The following is a 25090-nucleotide window of genomic DNA, read 5'->3' as shown; positions in this document are numbered from 1 at the left end:
TCTATGAACACTTGGCAGCAGGTCCTTCGGCAAGCCTGGGAGTATCAGGAGTCGCTATCTCAGCGTGTCGATGCCGGGGATTGGCCGGGCTTCAGTGAGGTCCTTGCCAGCCGCGATCAATGCCTTGGTGGCCTCGCGGAGTTGCCGGTGGAAACCTTGCCAGAGGCCGAGCAGCGCGAGTTGGCCGAACAGCTAAACACGCTGAAAGACGCGAATTTGGCGCTCCTAGAGCGCGTCGAGAGCGAGCAGGCAGGTCTGCAGCGCGAGCACCGCGGTGCTCGCCTCGCTCAAAAAGCGGCCAAAGCCTACAAGGTCGGGGCCCGCAAGAAAGACTGAAACTGGCACATTTCTCTTCGTTATAACCATTTTCAGCGATATTTCAGTGGGTTATTGCGAATTAGTGTAATCTGTTGTTCCTCCATTATCGGCGTCAAATTTTCTCTAACTCTATAGAAAACAGTGTGTTAGCTTTCTTTGTGCGCCCTTCTAAACGAGTAAAAAAAGATTAAAGCTCTTTCCTAAGTGGACGATAACCTACACAGAAGTCCTGCAACACAACTCTGCGGCTTCATCAATCGGCTGGTCACAGCTGGCAAGACTGTGAACAGGAATAACACTTAGGAGATTACTCATGGCTCTAGTAATTAATACCAATGTTGCCTCCCTGAATTCCCAGCGCCAGCTGATGAACTCAGGCTCGGCTCTTGATCGTGCCACCGAGCGTCTTTCTTCTGGCCAACGCATTAACTCAGCCAAAGATGACGCCGCTGGTCTCGCCATTTCTAACCGTATGACTTCTCAGGTTCGCGGTCTGGACCAGGCTATTCGTAACGCCAACGACGGTGTGTCTATGATTCAGACCGCTGAAGGTGCTCTGCAGGAGTCCACCAACATCCTGCAGCGCATGCGCGAACTGGCCATTCAGTCTGCTAACGGCATCTACTCCAAAGCCGACCGCGCCACTCTGGACGCCGAGGTAAAACAGCTGGTGTCAGAGCTTGACCGTATTGCGGAAACCACGTCTTTCAACGGCCAGAAACTGCTCGACGGTACTCTGGGTAAAGTGGACCTGCAAGTGGGGGCGCAAGCCAACGAAACCATCAGCCTTGAAGTTCAGGCCATGGACGCGAAAACCCTGGGTATGGGCTCAACCTCGGTTGACCTGATGGGTGGCGCCAGCGACATCGACTCGCTGACCGGTGCTCTGACCCTCTCCGACGGCGACATCCTGATCAATGGCCAGTCCCTTGTGAAAGGCACTGAAACCTTTGACGGTGCATCTGATTCCGATCAGGATCTACTGGATTTCATAAACACCAACGTCAATGGTGTGACGGCTTCCACCTACGCTGTTGCCTCTGCCACTGCTGCCGGTGACGGTATCCTGCTCGACACTGAAAACGTTGCTGTGGCACTGACCAACCTCGATGGCACTACCACCACCATTACAGTGGGCGGTGGTACCGAGAACATCAACGAGCTGGTCGACAAAATGAATGCGCAGAGCGGTGGCAAGTTCTCTGTGGATGTTGACGACGACGGTAAAGTGTCCATCTCCGCTGAAGGCGTGTCGGCCATCACTGTAACTGACGCCGCCGGCGCCCTGGGTACCGGTATTACCACCGCAGCCAATGCCCGCCTGGTGCTGACCTCAGACAGTGGTGACGAAGTCACCGTGACCCGTGGCTCCACCGGTACACTGGAGCAGTTGGGTTTCCTCGGCTTCCGTGAAAACGATGAGCCCGGCACCATTGAAGGTCATGCCGTGGACGCCAACGCCCTGGCCGCTGGCGATCTGAAAATCAACGGTGTTGATGTCGGTTCTAGCGAATCTGGTGGTTTGTCCGATAAGATCAAAGCCATTAACGAAGTGTCCGACGAAACTGGCGTAACGGCGACTGCCTTTACCTCTGTGTCTCTAGACTTCGGTAGTGTTGCCCTGTCTACTCTGGTAGGTGGCACCATCTCCATGAACGGTGTTGACTTGGTGATTCCGGCCGGTACTGCGACCACCACTTTGGCCGATATCGCTGAAGTCTTTAATGACGAAGTGGATGCCACTGGTGTGACCGCGACCGTGTCGGGTACTCGCATTATTCTGGAAGGCGAAGTGTCTCAGATCGGTTTCGGTCAGGGCAGTGGTGGCGCTGATCAGCCCACTGCAGCACTGGTTGATGGCGGCGGCGCCCTGGTTCAGTTCGCAGAAGCGGGCGATGAGAGCTCTGCTGGTGACATCACCGATACGTCGGTAGCTGCGGGTGGCATCAAGTTGACCAGCGACAACGGCAACCCGATCTCGGTGGACCTGAAAGACACGGCTGCAGAGGACAAAACCGGCTTGATTGATGCGAACGCCGGTGCCGGTGGTAGCTTTGGCGCTGCGATCAGCACCATCAGCATCGATACCGCAGCCAACGCTCAGAAGGCCATTGGTGTGATCGACAACGCCTTGACCACCATTAACGATACGCGCGCCCAGCTCGGTGCGGTGAACAACCGTCTGGACTTCACCGTGTCCAACCTGTCCAACGTATCTGAGAAGACCTCAGCGGCCCGTTCACGGATTACCGATGCGGACTTCGCGGCTGAAACTGCCAACCTGAGCCGCGCTCAGGTGCTGCAACAGGCGGCAACAGCCATGCTGGCCCAGGCAAATGCCCGTCCCCAGCAGGTACTGTCTCTGCTGCAGTAAGCGTGAGTCGACCCGCCGGATAGCCGGCGGGTTTTTCTGATTGAGGACTAAGGTATGAATGAAGTTAGCGCTACAGGGGGTACTCGTTACACTCCCGCCAGTAATGGGGCGGCTTCATCAGCACCGGCCAGCCGAGAAGCTGAGCAAAGCGGCAAAAAATTGCCGCCGGAAACGACTACCAAGTCAGAAATAGTCTCTCGCGAGGGCGTCTCAGAAGGAGATTTTCAGGATAGTGTCAAACAAGCGGTAGCGCATATGAACAAGTTCATACAGTCTACCCAACGAGATCTGCAGTTCAGCTACGACAGTGACTCAGGTGATACTATTGTGAGAGTTTTGGATAGTAGTACCAAGGAAGTGATACGACAAATACCCGATGAGATCTTCTTAAAGTTGGCCCGTGAATTGAATACAGATGAGCCGGTACAGCTCTTGTCAGCACAAGCCTAGCCTGTGTTTGACGTCGTATAGCGATTGGGTGCCCTAGGGCACCCTTTTTTTTGCCCCATACCGGCGATAAGGCTAAAGTTTCTAGAGGGCGCGCCGAAACCCTCGGTAAGTGGTAATCGGCGCTTTGAGTGCATTCAGGTGACAGGCAATGACAACGATCGGCAATGACATTATCAACAGAGTGGGCGGCGGCTCAGGCATTGATACCGGCAATCTGATCAACGACCTGGTGTCTTTACAAAGCACGCCTGATCAGCAGCGCTTGGACCGCCGCCAGGAATTATTGGAATCACAAATATCCGATTACGGTTTGCTCCGAAGCGCGCTGTCCAGTCTGGAGGGCGCGGTCAATGCGGTGTCCAGTAAAGACACCTTTGATGCCAAATCTGTCTCCCTGCCGGATACTTCTCTGATCGCCTTGACCCAGCTCAACGCCAAGGCAGCGGCGGGCGACTACCGGCTCAAAATTGAGCAGGTGGCCCAACCACAATCGCTCAGCTCGGCGAGCTTTGCCTCGCAAACCACCGAGATTGGTAAGGGTGAGCTGACCATTCGTTTCGGTGACTGGAATGGCGCACTCGATAACTTCAACGTGGATGCGGAAAAAACCGGCGCCACCATCACCATCGATGAAACCAACAATACGCTCACCGGTTTGCGCGATGCAATCAACCAGGCCGATATCGGGGTGCAAGCCAGCATTGTTGCCGATGGTGGCGCCTACAAATTGTTGCTTACCAGCCCCTCTGGCGCCACCAATGAGTTGGAAATTTCAGTGACGGAAGAGGCGGGCTCTCCCGGCTTGGCTGCCTTCTCTTTCGATGAATCCAGCCAATCCATGACCCAGGAGCAAGAGGGTATGGATGCGTTGGTACGCGTTAATGGCCTGCTGGTGGCTCGTGACTCCAACCATATTACCGACGTGATCGAGGGCCTGGAGTTTGATATTTTTAACAGCTCCAGCACCGAAGTGATCAACCTCAACATCTCCGCTGACAAATCCACCGCGGAGCAGGCCATTCGCGATTTTGTCGAGGCCTACAACACCTTTTTTGATGAGGCGCAAAAGCTCACCGGTTTTAACGAAGAGTCCGGAGAGTTTGGCAGCCTGCGCAATGACTCTTTGGCCGACAATCTGGTCGATCAGGTGCGCAAATTTATCGGCGGCGCTGTGCCCGGCCTGGAGGACGGTTTTACCTCGCTGGCAAACCTCGGCATTCGCACGCGCCTCGATGGACGTCTGGAAATTAATGAAGATCCGGATGAACCCAACACCAACTTTCGTGCTGCAATCGACAAAAACTTTGGCCTGGTGCGCGACCTCTTTGTACCCACCACCAACTCCAGCGATGCCAAGGTTAAAATCAACAGCTACAGCGCCAGGACCCAGCCCGGCACTTATGAGGTGGTGATCAGCCAGGACCCGACCCGCGGTCAGTTTATCGCCGATCCGCTGCCGGCCAGCTTTCCTTTGGATACCAGCGGAAAAGACTACAGTTTCGATATCAGAGTTGATGGTGTCGACGCCGCGACGATTGCTCTGCCGGATGGCAAAACCTACAACTCCGCGCAGGAGCTCGCTGCTGACTTTCAAACCCTGATTAACCTAGACGCTTCTTTGCAAGCGGCGCAGGTAAAGGTCTCTGTAAGCTACAACACTGATACTGGTGCTTTGGAGTTTGTGTCCGATGCCTACGGTTCAGACAGCCGTGTGTCGTTCGCCGCGGTAGGCGATGATATGGGCGAGTTGGGCATTACGGCCAAAGCTGGTTCCTCAGGCCTGGATGTGGTCGGCACGGTCAATGGCGAGGCAGCCTTTGGCTACGGCAATATTTTGCTACCGGCCATCAATACCAAGGCCGATGGATTGAGCATGACCATCACTCCCGGCGCGACCAATTCGACAGTGACCTTTTCCAGAGGGTTTGCCGGTGGCCTGTCGTCTCTGGTGAACGATTTTTTAAGCAACAACGGCCTGATCAACGAGCGCGAAGCCAATATTCGTGAAGACCTGGAAGATGTCGATGACGACAGGGCCGAACTTGAGCGGCGCACCGAGGCGTATCGTTCACGTTTGCAGAGTCAGTTTCTCGCTATGGAGTTGATCGTTAACAACCTGAACAATACAGGCTCATTCCTCGACGGAATTCTCGATCGCCTGCCGTTCACCGCCAAGAATAATTAGGGTTAACAGACGCTGATTAGATGATTACCTACAAGCCAATCCAAAGCCGCTCTGCTGGCTTTGGATTGGTCGGTTTTTGTCGATCAATTTTTTCTTTTTACCTGCAATAAAAAAACGTCTTTTGCGTCTTGTTCAATAAAGTTTTTTTGTCGCCTGTCGATAACTTGTTAAGAGCCTGGGCTCGAACTGAAACGCAAAAACGCAGCATATAAGAGATTGCCTTATGAACTACTCCAGCGCCGCACGTCAATATCAGCAGGTAAACGTTCAGTCCAGTGTGGTCGATGCCACCCCCCATCGATTGATTCAAATGTTGTTTGAAGGCGCTCTCGGGCGTATCGCTCAGGCAAAAGGGGCCATGCTGCGCAGCGATGTGGCGTCTAAGGGAGAGTTGATTGGTAAGGCGGTAAATATCGTTCAGGGGCTACAGGGCAGTTTAAGCGATACCGAGGGCGGGGATTTGGCGGCGAATCTCGATCAGCTCTACGATTATATCGTTCGCACTTTGATTGCCGCGAATCGCAATAACGACCCAAGCCAGCTTGACGAGTGCGGCCGCCTACTCGGCGAAATCAAATCTGCCTGGGATCAGTTGCCAGAGCAGAGGGAGGCCCCGTGAGTCTCTCACTGGTTGAGGCCGACTCGCTGGCCGGGCCTGGCGGCTTTGAGCAGTTGCGCCAGTTGCAGACGGACATGAGCCGCGCGTTGGCGGTCGGTGATTACACCCGGGTGCGCCAGTTGGATGAGACTTGCGCTGTGTTACTGGACAAGCTTATCGCGGCGAATCGTGAAAACCGGTCTATACTGCTGGAGTCAATGATGGATCTCAAAGCGCTCTATGCGCAGATGATTCAGGAAAGTGAGCGCCTGGCTCGAGCAGCCTGCTCCTGAACCTGGCTTACCCCATGGTGGAATAATGCCCAGCTACAGTGGCCAAAAAGCGGCCTCCCAGTACCGCAAACTGGGCCTGCAAGGCGAAATTCAGAGCGCCTCGGCCCACCGCCTGATTCAGATGTTGTTCGAGGGCGCGTTGGAGCAGCTTAACAAAGCACATTTTGCGCTCGAGCAAGGTGACCTTGCCGGTAAGGGCCATCACATCGGGCGTGCCATCGACATTGTTTCTGGCCTACGCCAAAGTCTCGATATCGACTCTGGCGACCTGGCCGCCCAGCTGGACAGCCTCTACCAGTACTGCGAGTTCATCTTGCTCGAGGCATCCAGGCACAACAACCTTTCGCAGTTGCAAGAAGTCGCTCGTTTACTAACCACACTCAAAAGTGGCTGGGACGGGATTGCCCCTGAAGCAAAAGCTTGAGATAATCCTCGTAACTTATTGTTTTTCCTCTATTTGCTGCTTTTTCGTGTCAAAAGTTTGACTGATGTGCGCCCGCAAGCTATTAATTGTTAAGCAAGGACGATAATCTGGCGCGGTCCAGTGCCAGATCTTGGGGAAGTTTGTTATACAAGACCGGGAATATCATATGTGTCGCAATAATAAAGTACTGGTTATTGAGGACGATAAACAGCGGCGGGCCCAGCTAGATACCATTCTCAGCTTTCTTGGCGAGGAAGCCCATTTTATTGCCTGTGGCGGATTGGACGAGCACATCGCTCAACACCCTGAGGGTGGGGACTATGTGCTTATTTTAATCGGTGATCGCTGCAGCGCCTGGAGCGAGGCACTTGTCGAGAAAATCAATCGCTGGAACGACGAGGTGGCCCTGGCCATTCTCGGTGACGACGAAGCCGACTATCAAGACTTTGCTCCCGATTTAAAAATCAAAGTCATAGGCTCGGTAGCACTTCCCATTACTTACAACCCTCTGGTTGATATCCTCCACCGGGCCAGGCTGTATTGCGAGGCCCAGAGCGCCAATAAAAAGCGCGCACAGCGCCGCCCCGTGCATCTGTTCCGCTCGCTGGTGGGCACCAGCCGGGAAGTGCAGGATGTGCGTGAAATGATGACTCAAGTGGCCGACAAGGATGTGTCGGTTTTGATCACCGGAGAGTCGGGCACAGGGAAAGAGGTTGTCGCTCGTAACCTGCACTATCATTCCGCTCGCCGCGAAAAGCCGTTTGTCCCGGTCAATTGCGGCGCCATCCCCGCTGAATTGCTGGAAAGTGAACTCTTTGGTCATGAGAAGGGTGCCTTTACCGGTGCCATTTCTTCGCGGGCTGGTCGCTTTGAGCTTGCCGAGGGCGGCACGCTGTTTCTCGACGAGATAGGCGATATGCCGCTGAACATGCAAGTAAAAATCCTCAGGGTGCTGCAGGAGCGCTGCTACGAAAGGGTCGGCAGCAATAAAACCGTTGCCACCGATGTGCGGATCATTGCCGCGACCCACCGCGACCTTGAATCCATGATCGGCGAGGGCAGCTTTAGGGAAGATTTGTACTATCGGCTGAATGTGTTCCCCATAGAGCTTCCTCCTCTGAAAGATCGCGCGGAAGACATTCCGCTGTTGATCAACGAGCTGGTATCGCGCATGGAGAGCGAGAAGCGTGGCTCTATTCGTTTTAACTCGGCGGCGATACTCTCACTGTGCCGCCACAGTTGGTCGGGGAATATTCGCGAGTTGGCCAATCTTGTCGAGCGTATGGCGATCATGCATCCCTACGGTGTGATTGGTGTGCAGGATTTGCCGGCCAAGTACCGCCATGTGGATTATGAAGAGGAGTCCTTTGTGGTCGGCGGCTCGACATCGGAGGCGAGCGGCACGGCTGTGGTCAGCATGAACGATACGCCTTTGCTTCCGGAGCAGGGCATTGACCTTAGGGAGTATTTGACGCGCCTTGAGCGAGACCTTATCCAGCAGGCGCTGAACGATTGCGGTGGCGTAGTGGCCAGAGCGGCCGACAAGCTCGCCATCCGGCGCACGACTCTGGTTGAAAAAATGCGCAAATACGAACTCCAGCGCTAATCTCTACGCCGGCCATGATCAAAAGGCCGGCGCCGTGGGGGCATTTGGCATCGCACTTCTTATAACAGCCAATATTTTGACCTCATCTTCTCTGCATTATAGTAACCTATTGAAATAAAAAGTAAAATTTCATTGGCATTGCACTTGCAATAACCCGTGTATCCATAGGGCTTTGACAAAATGCTGTCACCTGCCCACGTACACAAAAGGTTATTTTCATGGCGACGCAGGCCAGTCTACATTCGCTCTCACCCTCATCGCAGCCACCGGGGCGGGGCTCTCCCCGGGACGACAAAGCCGAGGCGCTGGCAGACGCCTTTGCGCTCTTTTCTGAGATGTCAGAGCAGTTGACGGATTCCTATCGTCAGCTCGAGCAGCGGGTTGCCGAGCTCAACGATGAGCTCACTGAGGTGACTCACCAGCGATTGCAGGAGTTAGCGGAAAAAGAACGCCTGGCCCATCGTCTGGAAGGCTTGCTCAATGTTCTCCCCGGCGGTGTGGTTGTGCTCGATCGCAGCGGTCGGGTGCGTGAGTGCAACCCCGCAGCCATTGAATTACTGGGCGAGCCTCTGGAGGGCGAAGCCTGGCGCGAAGTCATTGCGCGCAGCTTTGCTCCACGCCGGGACGACGGCCACGAAGTGTCGCTGCACGACGGACGGCGCATCAGTATCGCAACGCGCAATCTCGGTGACGACGGACAGATTATTCTGCTCACCGATCAGACCGAAACCCGCCGCCTGCAAAGCGAGCTGGCGCGTCACGAACGCTTATCCGCGCTAGGGCAAATGGTCTCTGCGTTGGCACACCAAATCCGCACGCCGCTATCGGCGGCGCTGCTTTACGCCGGACACTTGAAGCGCGAGCAACTCGGGGATGATAAGCGCCAGGTGTTTGCCGATAAGGTGGCCAATCGCCTGCGGCATATGGAGCGGCAGGTGCAGGACATGCTGTTGTTTGTCAAAGGCGAAATCCCGCGGGAGGACATCGCCAGTGTGGCCCAGATTCACGCCGAGCTGGCCGAGGCCATGGAAGCGCCTATAGCCATCTCCAGAAGCACCGTAAATTGGCACGTCAGCGATCGGGAGTACTACTTGACCTGCAATCGTGATGCGCTGATCAGCGCCTTGCTCAACCTGGTCAACAACGCCATACAAGCAGTGGGCAGTGAGGCGGAGCTCACCATATCTCTGGGCGTGCATAAGATCAGCGGCCGCGCCTGGCTCGGCATAGAAGTACTTGATAAGGGGCCGGGCATAGACGCGGAGCTTCTGCCGCGTCTGGGTGAGCTTTTCGTGACGACAAAATCTCAGGGTACAGGCCTGGGCCTTGCGGTCGTCAACGCCGTTGCCAAGGCCCATGGCGGGCGCTTTAGCTTGCAATCCGACAAGGGGCAGGGCGCGCGCGCCATTATGCTGCTGCCCTGCGATGCCAATGAACCAACCAGCAACCATTGCGTTTGATAGGGTAGACCTATGGATAATACCGCTGTGCAGTTATCACAAGACACCACCGCCGCGAAAGTGCTGGTGGTAGAAGACGACCCCTCTTTGCGAGAGGCTTTGGTCGACACCCTGGCGTTGTCTGACTATGCCGTCTGCGAAGCCGAGAGCGCCGAGCAGGCAATGCTGTGTTTGCGCCGGGAAAGCGATATCCGTCTGATCGTATCGGACGTCAATATGGGCACCATGTCCGGTTACGATTTGTTACGTCAGGTCAAAACGGAGTTTGCGCATATCCCTCTGCTGCTAATGACCGCCTATGCGAGCATCGCCGATTCGGTCGCTGCCATCAAAGAAGGGGCCGTTGACTATCTGGTCAAGCCCTTTGATCCCGAAACCTTATTGGAGACCGTGGGTCGACATCTCGGCGCGGTCGGTCTTGCCAAAGACGAACCTGTGGCCGAGGCCGAGTCGAGCAAAAAACTGTTGCAGCTGGCTCAGCGCGTTGCCCAATCAGAATCGACTGTATTGGTCATCGGTGAGTCGGGTACAGGTAAGGAAGTGCTCGCGCGCTACATCCACGACCATTCGCCCAGGGCGGACAAGCCTTTTATTGCCATCAATTGCGCCGCCATCCCCGAAAACATGTTGGAAGCGACGCTCTTTGGTCATGAAAAAGGCGCCTACACCGGCGCGCACACCAGCGCGCCGGGCAAGTTTGAGCAGGCCAATGGCGGGACCTTGCTGCTGGATGAAATATCGGAAATGGACATTGGCCTACAAGCCAAGTTGTTGCGTGTGTTACAGGAGCGCGAGGTAGAGCGCCTGGGCGGGCGGAAAACCATTTCGCTGGACGTTCGCGTTATCGCTACTTCCAACCGGGATATGCGCGAAGCGGTTATGGAGGGTCAATTCCGTGAAGACCTTTACTATCGACTGAGTATTTTACCCCTTCAGTGGGCGCCACTGCGCGATCGGGTCGAAGACATCGTGCCCCTGGCTGAAAAGCTGCTGGCCAAGCACGCCAAAAAACAAAAGCGCTCGGGGGTTCGCCTCGATCAGTGTGCGCGTATCGCACTGGCCGAGTACCGCTGGCCCGGCAATGTGCGCGAGTTGGATAATGTGATGCAGCGCGCGTTGATTTTACAGCCGGGCAAGGTGATAAGCGCTGCGGATCTGGGGCTGGTGGAAGAGGCACGTTACAGTGCCAAGCCTAGTCTTATGGAGCCGCGTTCGATACCGCAAGCCAGAGTCAGTGCGCAGCCCTCAATCAATGAGGAGGCGCTCGTAGCTGAGCGGGAAGAACCCGCTATGCCCGTGCTTGGCAGTGATTTACGCCAGCGTGAATTTGAGATTATACGCAGCACATTGCTGAGCGAGCGCGGTAGCCGCAAGAACACCGCTGACCGCCTCGGTATCAGCGCCCGTACCCTTCGCTACAAGATTGCCCGCCTGAAAGACGAGGGTTACGCCCTCGATATTTAAGTTCCCCTGAGGCGGCTTGGCCGCCTCTGACACTTCTCTTGTTGTTCATACCGGCAAACAATTGCCATCGGCAAACTCTGGCCCACTTTGTGCACTTGAACTGCTAAATGCCGATAAATTGGCCTGACTGCCAAATTTTCGTCGCAGTCGGGGTGAATAAAGAGTGATGGTGTCATGACCAATCGAGTGGATATCAACAACCTTCTCAATGAAATGCGGGCCATGAAAGCGCAGACCCAAGCATTTCAGAAGCCTCAGGCGCTGAACGAGCTGAACCGCACCGAGCGTCTGGATCGCGTTCAGGAGAATCGTCAGGTTCCCGGCTTCTCCGAGGTGATGACCCAGGCGGTTAACAAGGTGAATGAGGTGCAACAAAGCGCCGGTGATTTGGCGGAGGCCTATCAGCGCGGCGATAAAAATGTCGACATTACCGACGTCATGATCGCCTCGCAAAAAGCCAGCGTGTCTTTTGAGGCGGCCGTGCAGGTGCGCAACAAACTGGTAGAAGCCTACCGCGACATTATGAATATGCCAATTTAATCTGGGGTGGATAAATCATGGCTCAAGCACAAAGCGCTGATGTACCCGCTGAAGTTTCGGAAAGATCCCCCCGCTCTGGCAGCGACTTGGTTGAGGGTTTCAGCAACCTGACGCTGTTGCGGCAAGTCGGTTTGATGATCGGCTTGGCAGCCTCGGTAGCCATTGGCTTTTACGCCGTGCTCTGGAGTCAGGGTGAAGACTATAAACCCCTGTACGGCAGCCTGGACCGGCTGGATTCCTCACAGGTGGTGGATATTCTCGAGCAGAATCAAATTCCGTATAAAATCGAGCCGTCAACAGGGGCGCTGCTGGTCACCACAGAAAACATTCATACCGCGCGCATGAAGTTGGCCGAGATGGGCATTGGCAGTAATCAGTCGGTCGGCTTTGAGCTGCTGGAAAAAGAGCAAGCGCTGGGCACCAGCCAGTTTATCGAGAACGCTCGCTATCACCGCAGTCTCGAGGGCGAACTTGCCCGGACCATCATGAGCATTCACACGGTGCGGACCGCCAGAGTGCACCTGGCGCTGCCCAAGCGCAGTGTTTTTGTCCGTGATGCACGCAAGCCTACCGCCTCGGTATTTCTTGAGGTTTACCCCGGCCGCGAGGTTGAGCCGCGCCAGGTAAAAGCCATTGCCAACCTGGTGGCCTCTAGCATCAGCGAACTTAAGAACGAAGACGTGACCGTCATTGATCAGCACGGCAACTTGCTCTCCACTGGAGAGGACTCGCCGGAGCTGATTCTCGCCGATAAGCAGCGTCAGTATACGGAAAATCTTGAAGACAGCTTGCTGACACGTGTCAACAGTATTCTGGAACCGGTGGTGGGCAGTGGTAACTTTCGCGCCGAGGTCAGTGCTGCGGTGGACTTTACTGCCGTGGAGCAGGCCCAGGAAATCTATGACGATGAGCAGCCGGCGGTACGCAGCGAGCACACCCAGAATGAGCGGCGCATTGGCGAAAATGCCCTGGGCGGCATTCCCGGTGCTCTGACCAATCAGCCACCCGCAGACGGTGCTGCGCCCCAGCAAATCGACCCCGCCACAGGCCTGCCGGTGCAGGAGACCCCGGTGCAGCACAGTCGCGAGGACGTCACCCGCAACTATGAGGTGGATCGGACCATCAGCTACACTCGACGTCAGCAGGGCAATATCGAAAGATTGAGCGTGGCGGTGGTGCTGGATGATAAGATGGGCACCAATGCCGAGGGTGAGGCCGTTCGCGAACCCTGGACGGAGCAGGAGCTGGAGCGCTTGACGATGCTCGTGCGTGACGCGGTAGGGTTTTCCGCCGCCCGCGGTGACAGCGTCAATGTGGTTAACTCTCCCTTCTTTGCCCGCACTGAGGCCGAGGCTGAAGTGGTAGAGCTACCCTGGTGGCAACAGGAGTGGTTAATTCCCTATATCAAGCCGCTGGTGGGTTTTCTGCTGATTCTCGCGCTGATTTTCGGGCTCCTGCGGCCGGTGCTGAAAACCATCGCCCGGTCCGGCTCCGAAGCGGCGGATGAAGAAGAGGCGCGTCAGTTGGCCGCACTTGAGGCGGCTGGTCTCGGCGGCGACCTGTCCGGAGATTCGGTCACCTTGACCGGCGGAGCGGTAGCCCTGCCGGGGCCGGAGGAAGGCTATGAGCAGCAACTCAATGCCATTAAGGGATTGATTGCCGAAGACCCGGGCCGGGTCGCACAGGTGGTAAAATCCTGGATTAACAAAGACGAGTAAAGACCGTGGCCGAAAAAAACGAGCAGACGCCAGCGACCAAAATGAGCTATGTGGATCAAGCTGCGATCCTGCTCATGTCACTTGGTGAACAGGACGCCGCCGAAGTGCTCAAGCACATGGGCCCCAAGGAAGTACAGCGCATAGGCGCGGCCATGTCGACCCTCACCAACGTCCAACAGCGCGACGTGCAATCGGTCATGCAGAATTTTCTGGAAGAGGCGCGCAACCTCACGGGGCTCGGCATGGGGGCGGACAACTATATTCGCAACATGCTGGTGACCGCGCTCGGTGAAGACAAGGCCAACTCGCTGGTGGACCGGATTCTGCTCGGCGGCAACACCACTGGGCTGGACACGCTCAAGTGGATGGAAGCGCGCTCAGTGGCGGATATTATTCGCAATGAGCATCCGCAGATTCAGGCCATTGTTATCGCCTACTTGGACGCTGACCAGTCGGCGGAAATCCTCGCTTATTTTCCCGAGAAAGTGCGGATCGATATTATGATGCGTGTCGCCTCGCTGGATACGGTTCAGCCGAGTGCGCTGCAAGAGTTGAACGATATTCTGGAAAAACAATTCTCCGGCAAGGCCGGCTCTCAGACCAAAGCCATGGGCGGCTACAAGGTAGCGGCTGAAATTATGAATCACCTCGACGGCGGTATCGAAGCCGAGCTGATGGATGCCATCAAAGAGGTGGACGAAGACATGGGCAATCAGATTCAGGATTTAATGTTCGTCTTCGACAACCTCAAAGATGTGGACGATCGTGGTATTCAAATGTTGCTGCGGGAGGTCTCTTCGGAGGTATTGATTGTCGCCCTCAAAGGGGCCGACAACGATCTGCAGGAAAAAATCTTCAAAAACATGTCCAAGCGGGCGGCCGAACTGTTGCGCGACGATCTGGAGGTCAAAGGGCCGGTCCGGGTGTCCGAAGTGGAAGCTGCGCAGAAAGAAATTCTTACCATTGCGCGGCGTATGGCCGATGCCGGCGAAATCGTGCTTGGCGGCAGTGGCGAGCAGATGCTGTAGCAGGCCCTAGGTATACGTTATGGGCGAAAAGGCCAATCCCAACCGAATTCCGGCTGAGAGCGCCGACCACTGGCGAAGCTGGGCCATGCCGGTTATCGGCGATGACGGCTCGGTGGTCAGTGCCGACAAAAATAAAGGGCGCCAAGCCGACGAATCCATTGAAGACGTGGAGCTTGATAATCTCCCGTCCGGTGGCATGACAGCCGAGCAGCTGGCCGAGATTGTTGGCCAGGCCGAGCAGGAAGGTTTTGCCAAGGGCCGCGAAGACGGTTTTAAAACCGGCTATGACGAGGGCTATCTCAGCGGCCAGCAGCAGGGCGCCTTGGATATGCGCCAGCAACTAGTGGCCGAACAGAAAACCTTTCAGTCGCTGGTCGAGGCCTTTAGCCGACCGCTCAACGACCAGGACGAAAAACTCGAAAAACTGCTTCTCAATATGGTGGGCCGTATGACGCGGGCCGTGGTGATGCGCGAGCTAACGACCGACTCCGGTGACATTCTGGCGCTGGTCAGACAGAGTATCGCCGCGCTGCCCGCCGGCAGTGAAGTTATGACAGTGCATCTCAACCCGGAAGATCTGGCGGTGGTCGAGGCCTACAGTAAGGATCATTCACTGGACTGGCATTTTCACCCCGATCCCGACCTGACGCCGGGAGGCGTCAAAGTGTCGACCCGCGACAGCCACGTTGATTACTCCGTCGAGCGGCGCCTGGAAGAAGTCATCGAGCGCTTTTTATCGCAACAGGAAGTCGATGAAAAAACCTCCGATGAGGCATTGCTCGCAAGCCCGGAAGACGCCGCCCAACAAGTTCCCGACGATCCTATCCCAACACCCGATGAGCCTTCATCGAGTATTGGCGATCTTGACGGAGACGGGGAGCCCCCCCATGGGTGAAAGGCGCGACCTCTGGTATCGCTTGCGGCCCTATTTCCCGGACCCGGCGCCCATTGTGCCTGAGGCCGAGGGCAAACTGGTGCGTTCTGTTGGCCTGACCCTCGAAGCTGTGGGGCTCAATGTCTCGGTGGGACGCCAGTGCGTGGTCTGTTCCCGCGACGGGCGACGGGTTGAGGCCGAGGTGGTAGGCTTTGCCGGCCAGAGTATTTATTTAATGCCGGTCAAGCGGGTCGAGGGGCTTGAACCCGGTGCCCGCGTGATTCCTCTGGCGCACGGCCAGGCCATGCGCATAGGGCTGCAAACCCTCGGGCGTGTGGTCAATGGTCTGGGCCAGCCGCTCGACGGCAAAGGGCCACTGCAAGGTGGTGAGTTTCTCGATGCCGTGCCGCGAGATATCAACCCGCTAAGTCGGCACCCAATCAGTGAGCCCCTCGATGTAGGCATTCGGGCGATCAACGCCCTGGTGACGGTGGGGCGTGGCCAGCGCATGGGACTGTTTGCCGGCAGCGGCGTCGGCAAGAGTGTGCTCATGGGCATGATGACCAAATACACCACGGCTGATGTGGTGGTGGTTGGGCTGGTGGGCGAGCGTGGCCGCGAGGTCAAGGAGTTTATCGACCACATCCTCGGTGCCGAGGGTATGGCGCGAGCCGTGGTGGTCGCCTCGCCGGCCGATGACGCGCCGCTTATGCGTTTGCGAGCCTCGCAGCTGGCGAGCCGGGTAGCTGAGTACTACCGAGACCAGGGGCTCAATGTTCTTCTGCTGATGGACTCGCTCACTCGCTTTGCTCAGGCTCAGCGTGAAATTTCTCTTGCGATCGGCGAGCCACCGGCAACCAAGGGCTATCCGCCCTCGGTCTTTGCCCGTATTCCCGAGCTGGTCGAGCGTGCCGGTAATGCCGCTGAAGGGGAGGGTTCGATCACGGCGTTTTACACGGTATTGACCGAAGGCGACGATTTGCAAGACCCGATCGCAGACGCCGCCAGGGCCATTCTTGACGGGCACATCGTTCTCTCCCGTCAGCTGGCACAAGAGGGAATCTACCCAGCAATTGACATAGAGGCCTCCATCAGCCGGGCTATGCCCAATATTGTGCAAGATGATCACCTCAAGCAGATGCAGAAATTTAAACACTTGCTGTCCCGCTACCAGCAAAATCGCGATTTGATCGCCATTGGCGCTTACAGCCCAGGCTCGGACCCTCAAACCGACGAAGCCATAGAGCGCTTTCCCAAATTGCGGGCGTTTATCCAGCAGGGGCTAAAAGAGGCGGTTCATCTACCGGAGTCCATGAGTGCGCTGCGCTCGGTGCTCAGGCCGGCTGCGGAAAAGTCAGAGAGCCCCCTGGCCGCGGCCCACGCCCGCCGCCAAACCTAAATAGAGGGAAGCGGCGGTGGCAGCCAGACGATCGGAGCGTATGGGTGTGGTGCTGATGGTGGCCGAGCGGCACGAGCAAGAGGCCGCCGGCTATCTGAGCCGGCACAGCGAATTGGTGAGAAATGAAACCGAACAGCTCGCTCAGCTGGCCGAATACCGCGATACCTATCTCGGGCATTACGCCAGTGATCAGGCCCGTATGGGGCCGGCCGAGCTGTCGCGCTACAGTCAGTTTTTATTGCACTTGGGTGGTGCGATCGACGATCAGCAGCGCAAGCTGGCCACTTTGCAGCAACAGCTCGAAACCGTCCGGCGGCACTGGCATGAACAGCACCAGCGGCGCAAGGCCGTGGAAGATCTGATCGCTCGCCTACGCCGGGGAGAGGATCGCGAGGTGGAGAAGCAGCTGCAAAAACAGCTCGATGAAATGGCCAGTGCGTCGCGTCGGCACAAGCCCAGTGGGGTAGGTTAGAGCTATTGCGGCGGCGCAAAATGGTCTATTCTTGGAGGACGAAAGCAGCGCAATCTATGATATAAAATGGCGCTTTGCTCCATGGAGAGGCCCGCAGCGCGTGGGTTACCAGGGGTCATGCTCCTTCAGCCCAGATAAAGAGGTACGTTATGGCAATCTCGTCAACGGTTTCCAGTGATGGCTCTGAGCTCACCATCGCCATCAAGGGACGGTTTGATTTCAGCTCTCATCAGGACTTTCGCGGCACCTACGAAAACCTCCCCACCAAACCCAGTCGTTATGTGATCGATATGAGCGATACCGCCTACTTAGACAGCTCCGCGCTTGGGATGCTTCTGCTGTTGCGGGACCATGCCGGAGGCGACAATGCCAGTATTCAGATTAAAAACACCAGTACCGACGTCAAGCGCATTCTGACGATTTCCAACTTTGAACAGCTGTTCAGTATCGAGTAACCGGGCCCGGAGTGCCAGCTGATGAAAGACGACCGGGCCATCACCGTACTGGTCGCCGATGATACCGATACCGACCGGCTGATCCTCGAAACCATCGTACGCAAGGAGGGCCACACCGTGGTCAGCGCACGCGACGGTCTTGAGGCGATTGAGCAGTTTGATCGGGCGCGGCCGGACATTGTGCTATTGGACGCACTTATGCCGAATATGGACGGCTTTGAGGCGGCCAGAAGAATTAAAGCCTTGGCCGGCGAAGAGCTGGTACCTATTATTTTTCTCACCTCGCTGACGGACACTGAATCTTTGGTGAAGTGCCTTGAGGCCGGCGGCGATGACTTTCTCTCCAAACCCTACAACCGGGTGATTCTCAAGGCCAAGATCAAGGCGTTCTACCGCATGCGGACGATGAACCGCACCATGCTTGAACAGCGCGATCAAATCGCCCTACACAACGAGCATTTTCTGCAAGAGCAGACTGTTGCCAAGCAGGTGTTTGACAATATCACCAGTGGCGGCCACCTCAACACCAATAATTTGCGCTATTTTTTGTCGCCACTGGCGGTGTTTAACGGCGATGTAATGGTGGCCTCTACCACCCCGGCAGGCAACCTTATGGTTTTGCTTGGGGACTTTACCGGGCATGGTCTGCCCGCTGCCATCGGGGCCATGCCTCTGGCGACGACGTTTTACGGCATGGTGAGCAAAGGCTTTTCCATGACGGACATCCTCGCGGAAATTAACGGCAAACTGAAAAGCATACTGCCGGTGGGACTGTTTTGTTGCGCGACCATGGTCGATATGAATTTCCGCAAAAACACGGTGCGTATTTGGACGGGCGGCTTGCCTGCCGCCTATATTTACCGAGCCGGCGGCGAGATAGAGCAGGTCAAGTCGACGCATCTGCCCCTCGGGGTATTAAGCAACAAGGATTTCAAAGCCGATCCGGCTCTGCTGCATTTGGATGAGGGCGACAGGCTTTACTTGTGGTCCGACGGTATCCATGAAGCTCGCAACACCGCGGGCGAGATGTTTGGCGAGGAGCGGCTGCTCGGCGTTTTCGCCCGCAATACCGAGCGTGAGCAGTTGTTCGACGAAGTGCTCTCTCAAGTCAAGGCCTTTGTTGGTCGCGGCGAGAAAAGCGACGATTTGTCTCTGATTGAGCTGGTAATGGCGCCATCGCCGCTCGATTATGTCGATAAATCAGTTCAGGCGAGGGCACAGTCCCAGCTGGCCGAGTGGAGCCTGGCGTTTGAGGTCAAGCCCTCCAGCTTTGCCATTTTCGATCCGCTGCCCTTGCTGCTTAGTGTGTTGTTAGAGGTGCCGGGCCTGCGCAATCACAGTGGTACCTTGTACACCGTGATATCCGAGCTCTACACCAACGCCCTTGAGCACGGGGTGCTGGGGCTGGACTCCAACCTCAAAAACAACCCGGATGGTTTCGATCGGTACTACGAGCTTCGCAAAGAGCGCACCGGGCAAATTACCGAGGGTTACATACGCATCACTCTCGCGCATCAGACTTTTGCCGAGGGCGGCTGCTTGAACATTATCGTGGAAGACAGCGGGGCCGGTTTTGATATAAGCTCGTTAAAATCCGATGGTGGCAATGACTACAGCGGCCGTGGACTCAAGTTGGTGGAAACCCTGTGTGATACCCTGGAGTATCGCGAGCCGGGCAACTGCGTACTGGCGACTTACCGTTGGCATTGTGACGATTGACCCGGCCCGGGGCGGGCTATTGACGAGGCGAAGGAGGTGCAGATGAGACGTGAGCAAAGCCTGTGCAACGAACGGGCGCACCCTTGGCTGCTCGACGAGCCGTTCCGGCGCAAGGAGGCAGAGGATGAGTGACTCCCACCCCATAGACCACGATACCCTGGCCGCCTTGCGCGAGGTGATGGAAGACGACTTTTATCATCTGATTGAGACCTACATTGGCGATTCCGAGCAGCGCCTGGCGTCAATGCAAAAGGCACTGGCAGCAGGAAATGGCGAAGAAGTTCGCCGCGCCGCCCACAGCTTTAAAGGCAGCTGCAGCAATCTCGGCGCCAATGGTCTGGTGTCGAGGTGCCAAACCATCGAAGACAGCGCTGCCAAGGGTGAACTCAAAGGCCTGGAGCATCTTTTGGTGGAGCTGCAAAATGAATTTAACCAGGTGAAAAACCAGCTCGAAATCTACCAGTAAGCCTGTCTGGCATTGGCTTTGCTATTACCCTCCTGTAGACCTTAAATCACCACTCAAGCGGCAAGCGCTTGCCGCTTTTATACAGGAGTTGTCGGCAATGACCGATACCACACTGCTCAGCGCTTTATTCAAACCTCAGACTGCGGCGCCCCGCGAGGCAGGCAAACGGCAGGCCGCGCAGGCCGGTGAGCCTTTCAGCTCCGCGTTCAATACCGCTTACAGCGACAAACACCAGCGTCCGGGGCCTGAGTCCGTTCGCCGCGAGCCGCCGCGAGAATCGTCGCCGCCGGCTTCATCGCCGGCGAAAGAGCCAGTGGGCAGACCGGATGCCCGAGGCAAAAGCTCAGCGCCTGAGCCTGCTACAGCACGCGGCTCTGTGAGGGAGCGGCCCAGCACCACCGATAGTGCGGCCAATGAGGGCACAGTGGCTCATGACAAAGACGCGAAGATCGAGGGTGGCACCGACAAGAGCGCCGACGCTGAACTGACCGATGAGCAGCGTGATGCCCTTGAGGCCTTGCCGGCAGAGCAAAAGGCCGCTCTTCAAGCCATGGAGCCCGAGCGGCGCAGTGAATTGTTGGCGCTCATGCTCGAGCAAAGTGCTGATCTCGAGGGGCTTACGCCGGAGATTGCGGCAAAACTGGCCGATTTGAGCGACGTTGAGCGAGAAAAACTGCAGGGGTTGCTCAACCAGTTGGCGGTGCTTTTTTCGGCAGAACACAATGTCAATGAAACCCTCGCTCAGGCTGAGAGGCTGATCAACGATCAAGTGGCAGATACCGATTTGGCTCACTGGCTGAAAACGCAGTTAAATTCGGTCGTTGAACAGGTGAACACTCAGCCGGATTCCGATGCAAAGTCAGCCTTGGCACAGTGGCTTGCCGGTGTGCAGATGGGTGTGGTGAGGTCGGCTCGGCAAAACGTCGTTGCGGACAGCGCTAAGCTCGACGGTATAGCCACAGCAGCGGGGGAGGCGGCAGCGACCAAACCGCTGAGCCCGACAGAAGCGGATAAGTTTGCACTCAAAGGTGCGGACGATAAGGCGCCGACTGGCGAGTTGGCGGTAAAAGAGGGGGATAGGCTCCTCGGCAAGCACAGCATTATTCGGCTGCGCGACGAAGGGGGACAGGCCAATACCCTGGACAAACAGCTCGATGCTGGCAAGTTGTTGGATGTGGCTAAACTGCACAATTTGTTCTCCTCTCGTGGTGAAGCGACGGATCGGGTCAGCCAGGCGAGTATTAGCGCACTGAGTGATTTGACCGGACAGCGCAGCCCGGCGGCCATCGAGGTAAAAGCCCCGACGCTGCAATCGCAGCTCGGAGCTCGGTTCGCCTCTCCAGGGTGGGGGGATGCGGTCGGCCAAAAAGTCCTGTGGATGGCAAGTCAGAAAATCAGTTCTGCCGAGCTGCGCATGGACCCTCCCGATCTTGGCCCTTTGCAGGTGCGGGTTTCTGTGCAAAATGATCAGGCCCACATCACCTTTACCAGCCAGCAGGCCGTAGTGCGCGAAGCGCTGGATCAAAACGCGTTTCGGTTGCGTGAAATGCTTGCCGAGCAGGGCATGCAGCAGGTAAACGTCGATGTGTCTGACCGCCAGGCGGATCATTCCGGTGAAGAGCAAGAGCCCGGTGAGGGTCGTCGTGGCTTCGGTACTCGTGGCGGTGAAGCGGATGACGATACTCAGGCCAGCACGGCCGCAGCCGCCAGTGCTGTGGTGCGCCTGATCGATCAATACGCCTGATTTGCCAAAAGAGGGCCTGATTCTATAGGCCCTACCTCTCTGAGCATCGTCTCAAGCGGTTGCAATTGTCGTTGTTCACTTCAGCGCGGTTAGCTACACTCAGTGGCTGACCGGCGCAGGCCTATGGCACGCCGTTTGCTGATAAGCCTGTATAAGACGCAAAAAACGCCCGAGTGACGGATATTTGACATGGCAGACAACGATCGCAAAGACCTGGATGATGACGAGGAAAATTCGGCAGAAGATCAGGAAAAAACCGGTGGCGGTAAGAAAAAGTGGATCATTATCGGTGTCGTCGCGCTGCTATTGATCGTCGTTTCTGTGGTCGGCACCTTGTTTTTACTGGGCACTTTCGATGAGAGCGAGCCCGCCGCCGAGGGGGAAGAGGTGGCAGCCGCCGAGGAAGCCGAAGTGCCGGCCATACAGCCGGCAATCTACTACCCGCTCAAACCCGAATTTGTGACGAATTACGAGGTGCGCGGCCGGCAGCGCTATATGCAAGTGGAGATGAGTTTTATGCTGCGCGACAACGATGTGGTTGCCGCGATTGAGCTGCACATGCCTGCTATCCGCAATGCCCTGGTTATGTTAATGCGTGGCCAGAGCTACGAGGAGCTGCAAACCGCCGAAGGCAAAGAGCTACTGCGTCAGCAAGCGCTGTTAAAAGTGCAGGAAGTGCTGCAGCAGGAAATCGGTAAACCCGGCATTGAGCAGGTGCTGTTCACCAACCTGGTATTGCAATAGAGGCGCACAAGGGTGCAGGACTTATTAACGCAAGATGAAATCGATGCGCTGTTGCACGGCGTTGACGAAGGGGACATCGATACTGAGTCGGATCTCGATCCCGGTGCGGTCCGCTCCTATGACCTGACCAGTCAGGATCGCATCGTCCGTGGGCGCATGCCCACCTTGGAAATGATCAACGAGCGTTTTGCCCGCTACACTCGTATCAGCATGTTCAACATGCTCCGCCGAACCGCTGATGTTTCTGTGGGCGGAATTCAAATTCAGAAATTTGGTGAATATGTCCACACACTCTACGTGCCCACCAGCCTGAACATGGTTAAGTTTCGCCCCTTGCGCGGAACGGCCCTGGTCATTCTCGATGCGCGGCTGGTGTTTAAGCTTGTGGACAATTTTTTTGGTGGCGACGGGCGTCACGCCAAAATTGAAGGCCGTGAATTTACTCCTACTGAACTGCGAGTCGTGCAGATGGTGCTCAATCAGGTCTTTGTCGATTTGGGTGAGGCCTGGAAGGCGGTGATGCCCATTGAGTTTGAGTACATCAACTCGGAGGTCAACCCTTCACTGGCCAATATCGTTAGCCCCAGTGAAGTGGTGGTGGTGAGCACCTTTCACATTGAACTGGACGGCGGCGGTGGTGAATTGCACCTGACCATTCCCTACTCAATGATCGAGCCGATTCGCGAGGTGCTGGATGCCGGCTTGCAAAGTGACAGTGACGAGCAGGACGAGCGCTGGGTCAAGGCCCTGCGCGAGGATGTACTGACCGCTTCGGTAGAGCTTGAGTGTGAGATTGTCCGTCGCGAAATCACCCTCAGAGACATCGTTGATTTGGACGTGGGGGATATCATCCCGGTGGAGTTCCCCGATCAGCACGTGTTAACCGCCAATGGCGTTCCAGTGTTTCGCACACAACTCGGACAGCACAAGGGCAATCTGGCCCTGAAAGTAAACGACTTTATCGATCACAGCAGTGCCTATAACATTACGGCCGCTGAAGGAGGCAAGCATGGCAAACGATGATATTGATAATAATGATGAGTCCGAGTTGGACCAGGATGCCATGGCCGATGAGTGGGCTGCCGCCATGCAGGAGCAAGAGGTGGTGGACAGTGCCGCCGAGGACGATGCCAGTGCTATGGCCCTGGATGAGTTAAAGCAGGAAGGCCGGCCCCGCGAAGTGGGTCCCGAGCTCGATCTGATTCTCGATATTCCCGTCACTATTTCAATGGAAGTGGGCAGCACCTCTATTACTATTCGCAACTTGCTGCAGCTCAACCAGGGTTCGGTCATTGAGCTGGATCGATTGGCCGGGGAGCCACTGGACGTGAAAGTGAACGGCACTTTGATTGCTCACGGCGAAGTGGTCGTGGTTAACGAAAAATTTGGTATCCGCATGACCGACGTTATCAGTCCGTCAGAGCGGATTAAGAAGTTGCGTTAGACGATGAAACTCTGGCTCAAGAGCGCATTGACCGGCGCCAGCGTTTGCGTGGCGAGCCTGGCACTGGCGCAATCCGCCGAAAAAGAGGGCGCAGAGGTTGTGCGCTCGGGTTCGGCCGGTCAACTATTGTCTGTGCTGGTGGCGCTCGCTGCGGTTATCGCCCTGATTTTGCTGCTGTCTTGGTGCGTGAAAAAACTCGGCGGCGGCAGCGGCTGGCTCAAGTCACCGCACATGCGGGTGGTGGCCAGTATGCCGCTTGGCACTCGAGAGCGACTGCTGTTAGTGGACGTTGCCGGGACACAGATCTTGCTCGGGGTGACGCCCCAAACCGTTCGTCAGTTACATGTGTTTGATGAGCCCGTTGTGACGCTCGAGGCCAGTGAAGAGCGTCAGGATTTCGCCGAAAAATTACTGTCTGTCATGAAGTCAGGCGGTGCCAGTGGGCCTAAAAGCAACCCCGCCGAGGTAGACGATGCTGCGCGCCGATCCTAACCCTATGACGCTAGTTCGTGGGCTGATTTTACTCTTGGCGCTTTGGGTGATTACGGCAGTCCCGGCCCAGGCGCAGCAGGCGCCAGAGGTTGCGCCGACAGAGTTGGCGCAGAGCTCCCAGAGCAGCGCACTGCCGGCCATACCAGGGCTGCCGGCTTTCACCGTCACTACCAACGATGACGGCACCGAAGAGTATTCGGTCACCCTGCAAATTCTCGCCATTATGACCATGCTGACATTCCTGCCAGCATTGCTCATGATGGTAACGTCTTTTACCCGCATTATTATTGTCTTCGCCATTTTGCGTCAGGCACTTGGGTTGCAGCAGTCACCGTCAAATCAGATACTGATTGGCCTGTCATTGTTTTTAACCCTTTTTATTATGAAACCGGTGTTCGACGAAGCCAATGTCCAGGCTTTACAGCCCTACATCAATAATGAAATCAGCGCGCAGCAGGCGCTTGCTGAGGCAGCCCGGCCGTTTCATAGCTTTATGCTCGCTCAGACTCGGGAAAGCGATATTGCCCTGTTTGTGGGTATCGCCGGCGATGTGGAAATTGCAACACCCGAGGATACGCCTTTTTCGATTTTGGTACCGGCATTCGTCACCAGCGAGCTGAAAACGGCGTTTCAAATCGGGTTTATCATTTTTATTCCTTTCCTGGTGATTGATATCGTCGTGGCCAGTGTCTTGATGGCCATGGGCATGATGATGCTCTCGCCGCTGATTGTTTCACTGCCGTTTAAAATCATGTTGTTCGTTTTGGTCGATGGTTGGGCCATGATTATCGGCACGCTGGCAGCGAGCTTTGGAGTCTGAGCA

25 protein-coding genes are annotated in these 25090 nt (G+C 56.2%); all 25 read left to right on the top strand.

Features of this window, described 5'->3' with window-relative positions:
* Positions 1-3: 3 nt before the first annotated feature.
* The 25 genes from QWI16_RS10525 to fliP all read left to right on the top strand — a co-directional run bounded on the left by QWI16_RS10525 (position 4) and on the right by fliP (position 25087).
* Entirely contained in the window at positions 4-336 is a 333-nt protein-coding gene (locus QWI16_RS10525; RefSeq protein ID WP_302712956.1) for a flagellar protein FliT, read from the top strand.
* Between the two features lie 295 nt (positions 337-631).
* On the top strand, positions 632-2692 hold the full coding sequence (locus tag QWI16_RS10520) for a flagellin N-terminal helical domain-containing protein (protein ID WP_302712954.1): 2061 nt from the start codon (positions 632-634) through the stop codon (positions 2690-2692).
* 54 nt (positions 2693-2746) lie between these two features.
* Positions 2747-3142, top strand: coding sequence for a flagellar protein FlaG (locus QWI16_RS10515; RefSeq protein ID WP_302712953.1), 396 nt, complete (start codon positions 2747-2749; stop codon positions 3140-3142).
* A gap of 148 nt (positions 3143-3290) precedes the next feature.
* On the top strand, positions 3291-5327 hold the full coding sequence (fliD, locus tag QWI16_RS10510) for a flagellar filament capping protein FliD (protein ID WP_302712952.1): 2037 nt from the start codon (positions 3291-3293) through the stop codon (positions 5325-5327).
* A gap of 223 nt (positions 5328-5550) precedes the next feature.
* Complete coding sequence (gene fliS / locus QWI16_RS10505; protein ID WP_302712950.1) at positions 5551-5946, top strand: flagellar export chaperone FliS; 396 nt, start codon at positions 5551-5553, stop codon at positions 5944-5946.
* Positions 5943-6218 (top strand): hypothetical protein, encoded by a 276-nt coding sequence (locus QWI16_RS10500; protein WP_302712949.1) that lies wholly within the window; start codon positions 5943-5945, stop codon positions 6216-6218. The genes fliS (QWI16_RS10505) and QWI16_RS10500 overlap by 4 nt, the downstream gene beginning before the upstream one ends.
* Positions 6219-6243: 25 nt before the next feature.
* The gene (fliS, locus tag QWI16_RS10495; RefSeq protein ID WP_302712947.1) at positions 6244-6642 is read left to right on the top strand and encodes a flagellar export chaperone FliS; all 399 of its coding nucleotides are present in this window, start codon (positions 6244-6246) and stop codon (positions 6640-6642) included.
* Positions 6643-6808: 166 nt separating this feature from the next.
* A complete protein-coding gene (locus QWI16_RS10490; protein ID WP_302712945.1) occupies positions 6809-8248 on the top strand; it encodes a sigma-54 dependent transcriptional regulator in 1440 nt (479 codons plus the stop codon).
* 218 nt (positions 8249-8466) lie between these two features.
* Positions 8467-9708: a sensor histidine kinase gene (locus tag QWI16_RS10485; protein ID WP_302712943.1), complete on the top strand. Its 1242-nt coding sequence runs from the start codon at positions 8467-8469 to the stop codon at positions 9706-9708.
* Positions 9709-9720: 12 nt separating this feature from the next.
* Positions 9721-11172, top strand: a complete 1452-nt coding sequence (locus QWI16_RS10480; RefSeq protein ID WP_302712941.1) for a sigma-54-dependent transcriptional regulator — start codon at positions 9721-9723, stop codon at positions 11170-11172.
* 174 nt (positions 11173-11346) lie between these two features.
* Positions 11347-11712 carry a flagellar hook-basal body complex protein FliE gene (fliE, locus tag QWI16_RS10475; RefSeq protein ID WP_302712939.1) on the top strand — a complete coding sequence of 122 codons (366 nt, stop codon included), beginning with the start codon at positions 11347-11349 and terminating at the stop codon, positions 11710-11712.
* 17 nt (positions 11713-11729) lie between these two features.
* Entirely contained in the window at positions 11730-13430 is a 1701-nt protein-coding gene (gene fliF / locus QWI16_RS10470) for a flagellar basal-body MS-ring/collar protein FliF (RefSeq protein ID WP_302712938.1), read from the top strand.
* A 41-nt stretch (positions 13431-13471) separates the two neighbouring features.
* Positions 13472-14458 carry a flagellar motor switch protein FliG gene (gene fliG / locus QWI16_RS10465; protein WP_302713176.1) on the top strand — a complete coding sequence of 329 codons (987 nt, stop codon included), beginning with the start codon at positions 13472-13474 and terminating at the stop codon, positions 14456-14458.
* A 19-nt stretch (positions 14459-14477) separates the two neighbouring features.
* On the top strand, positions 14478-15353 hold the full coding sequence (locus tag QWI16_RS10460; protein WP_302712937.1) for a flagellar assembly protein FliH: 876 nt from the start codon (positions 14478-14480) through the stop codon (positions 15351-15353).
* Positions 15346-16731, top strand: coding sequence for a flagellar protein export ATPase FliI (fliI, locus tag QWI16_RS10455; protein ID WP_302712936.1), 1386 nt, complete (start codon positions 15346-15348; stop codon positions 16729-16731). Before QWI16_RS10460 ends, fliI begins: the two co-directional genes overlap by 8 nt.
* A 16-nt stretch (positions 16732-16747) precedes the next feature.
* The gene (fliJ, locus tag QWI16_RS10450; RefSeq protein WP_302712934.1) at positions 16748-17203 is read left to right on the top strand and encodes a flagellar export protein FliJ; all 456 of its coding nucleotides are present in this window, start codon (positions 16748-16750) and stop codon (positions 17201-17203) included.
* A gap of 149 nt (positions 17204-17352) precedes the next feature.
* A complete protein-coding gene (locus QWI16_RS10445; RefSeq protein ID WP_302712933.1) occupies positions 17353-17658 on the top strand; it encodes an STAS domain-containing protein in 306 nt (101 codons plus the stop codon).
* 21 nt (positions 17659-17679) lie between these two features.
* The gene (locus tag QWI16_RS10440) at positions 17680-19377 is read left to right on the top strand and encodes an ATP-binding SpoIIE family protein phosphatase (RefSeq protein WP_302712932.1); all 1698 of its coding nucleotides are present in this window, start codon (positions 17680-17682) and stop codon (positions 19375-19377) included.
* A gap of 124 nt (positions 19378-19501) precedes the next feature.
* Positions 19502-19843, top strand: coding sequence for an Hpt domain-containing protein (locus tag QWI16_RS10435; RefSeq protein ID WP_302712931.1), 342 nt, complete (start codon positions 19502-19504; stop codon positions 19841-19843).
* 97 nt (positions 19844-19940) lie between these two features.
* Positions 19941-21587 (top strand): flagellar hook-length control protein FliK, encoded by a 1647-nt coding sequence (locus QWI16_RS10430; RefSeq protein WP_302712929.1) that lies wholly within the window; start codon positions 19941-19943, stop codon positions 21585-21587.
* Positions 21588-21776: 189 nt separating this feature from the next.
* Positions 21777-22331, top strand: a complete 555-nt coding sequence (locus QWI16_RS10425; RefSeq protein ID WP_302712928.1) for a flagellar basal body-associated FliL family protein — start codon at positions 21777-21779, stop codon at positions 22329-22331.
* Between the two features lie 12 nt (positions 22332-22343).
* Positions 22344-23354, top strand: a complete 1011-nt coding sequence (fliM, locus tag QWI16_RS10420; RefSeq protein WP_302712926.1) for a flagellar motor switch protein FliM — start codon at positions 22344-22346, stop codon at positions 23352-23354.
* Positions 23341-23775 (top strand): flagellar motor switch protein FliN, encoded by a 435-nt coding sequence (gene fliN / locus QWI16_RS10415; RefSeq protein WP_302712924.1) that lies wholly within the window; start codon positions 23341-23343, stop codon positions 23773-23775. Before fliM ends, fliN begins: the two co-directional genes overlap by 14 nt.
* 3 nt (positions 23776-23778) lie before the next feature.
* On the top strand, positions 23779-24267 hold the full coding sequence (gene fliO, locus QWI16_RS10410; protein WP_302712922.1) for a flagellar biosynthetic protein FliO: 489 nt from the start codon (positions 23779-23781) through the stop codon (positions 24265-24267).
* Between the two features lie 4 nt (positions 24268-24271).
* Positions 24272-25087, top strand: coding sequence for a flagellar type III secretion system pore protein FliP (gene fliP, locus QWI16_RS10405; protein ID WP_302712920.1), 816 nt, complete (start codon positions 24272-24274; stop codon positions 25085-25087).
* Positions 25088-25090: the final 3 nt, after the last annotated feature.

The organism is Gilvimarinus algae (assembly GCF_030518215.1).
Taxonomy (GTDB): Bacteria; Pseudomonadota; Gammaproteobacteria; order Pseudomonadales; family Cellvibrionaceae; genus Gilvimarinus; species Gilvimarinus algae.
This window is presented reverse-complemented; position numbering and strand designations above follow the sequence as displayed.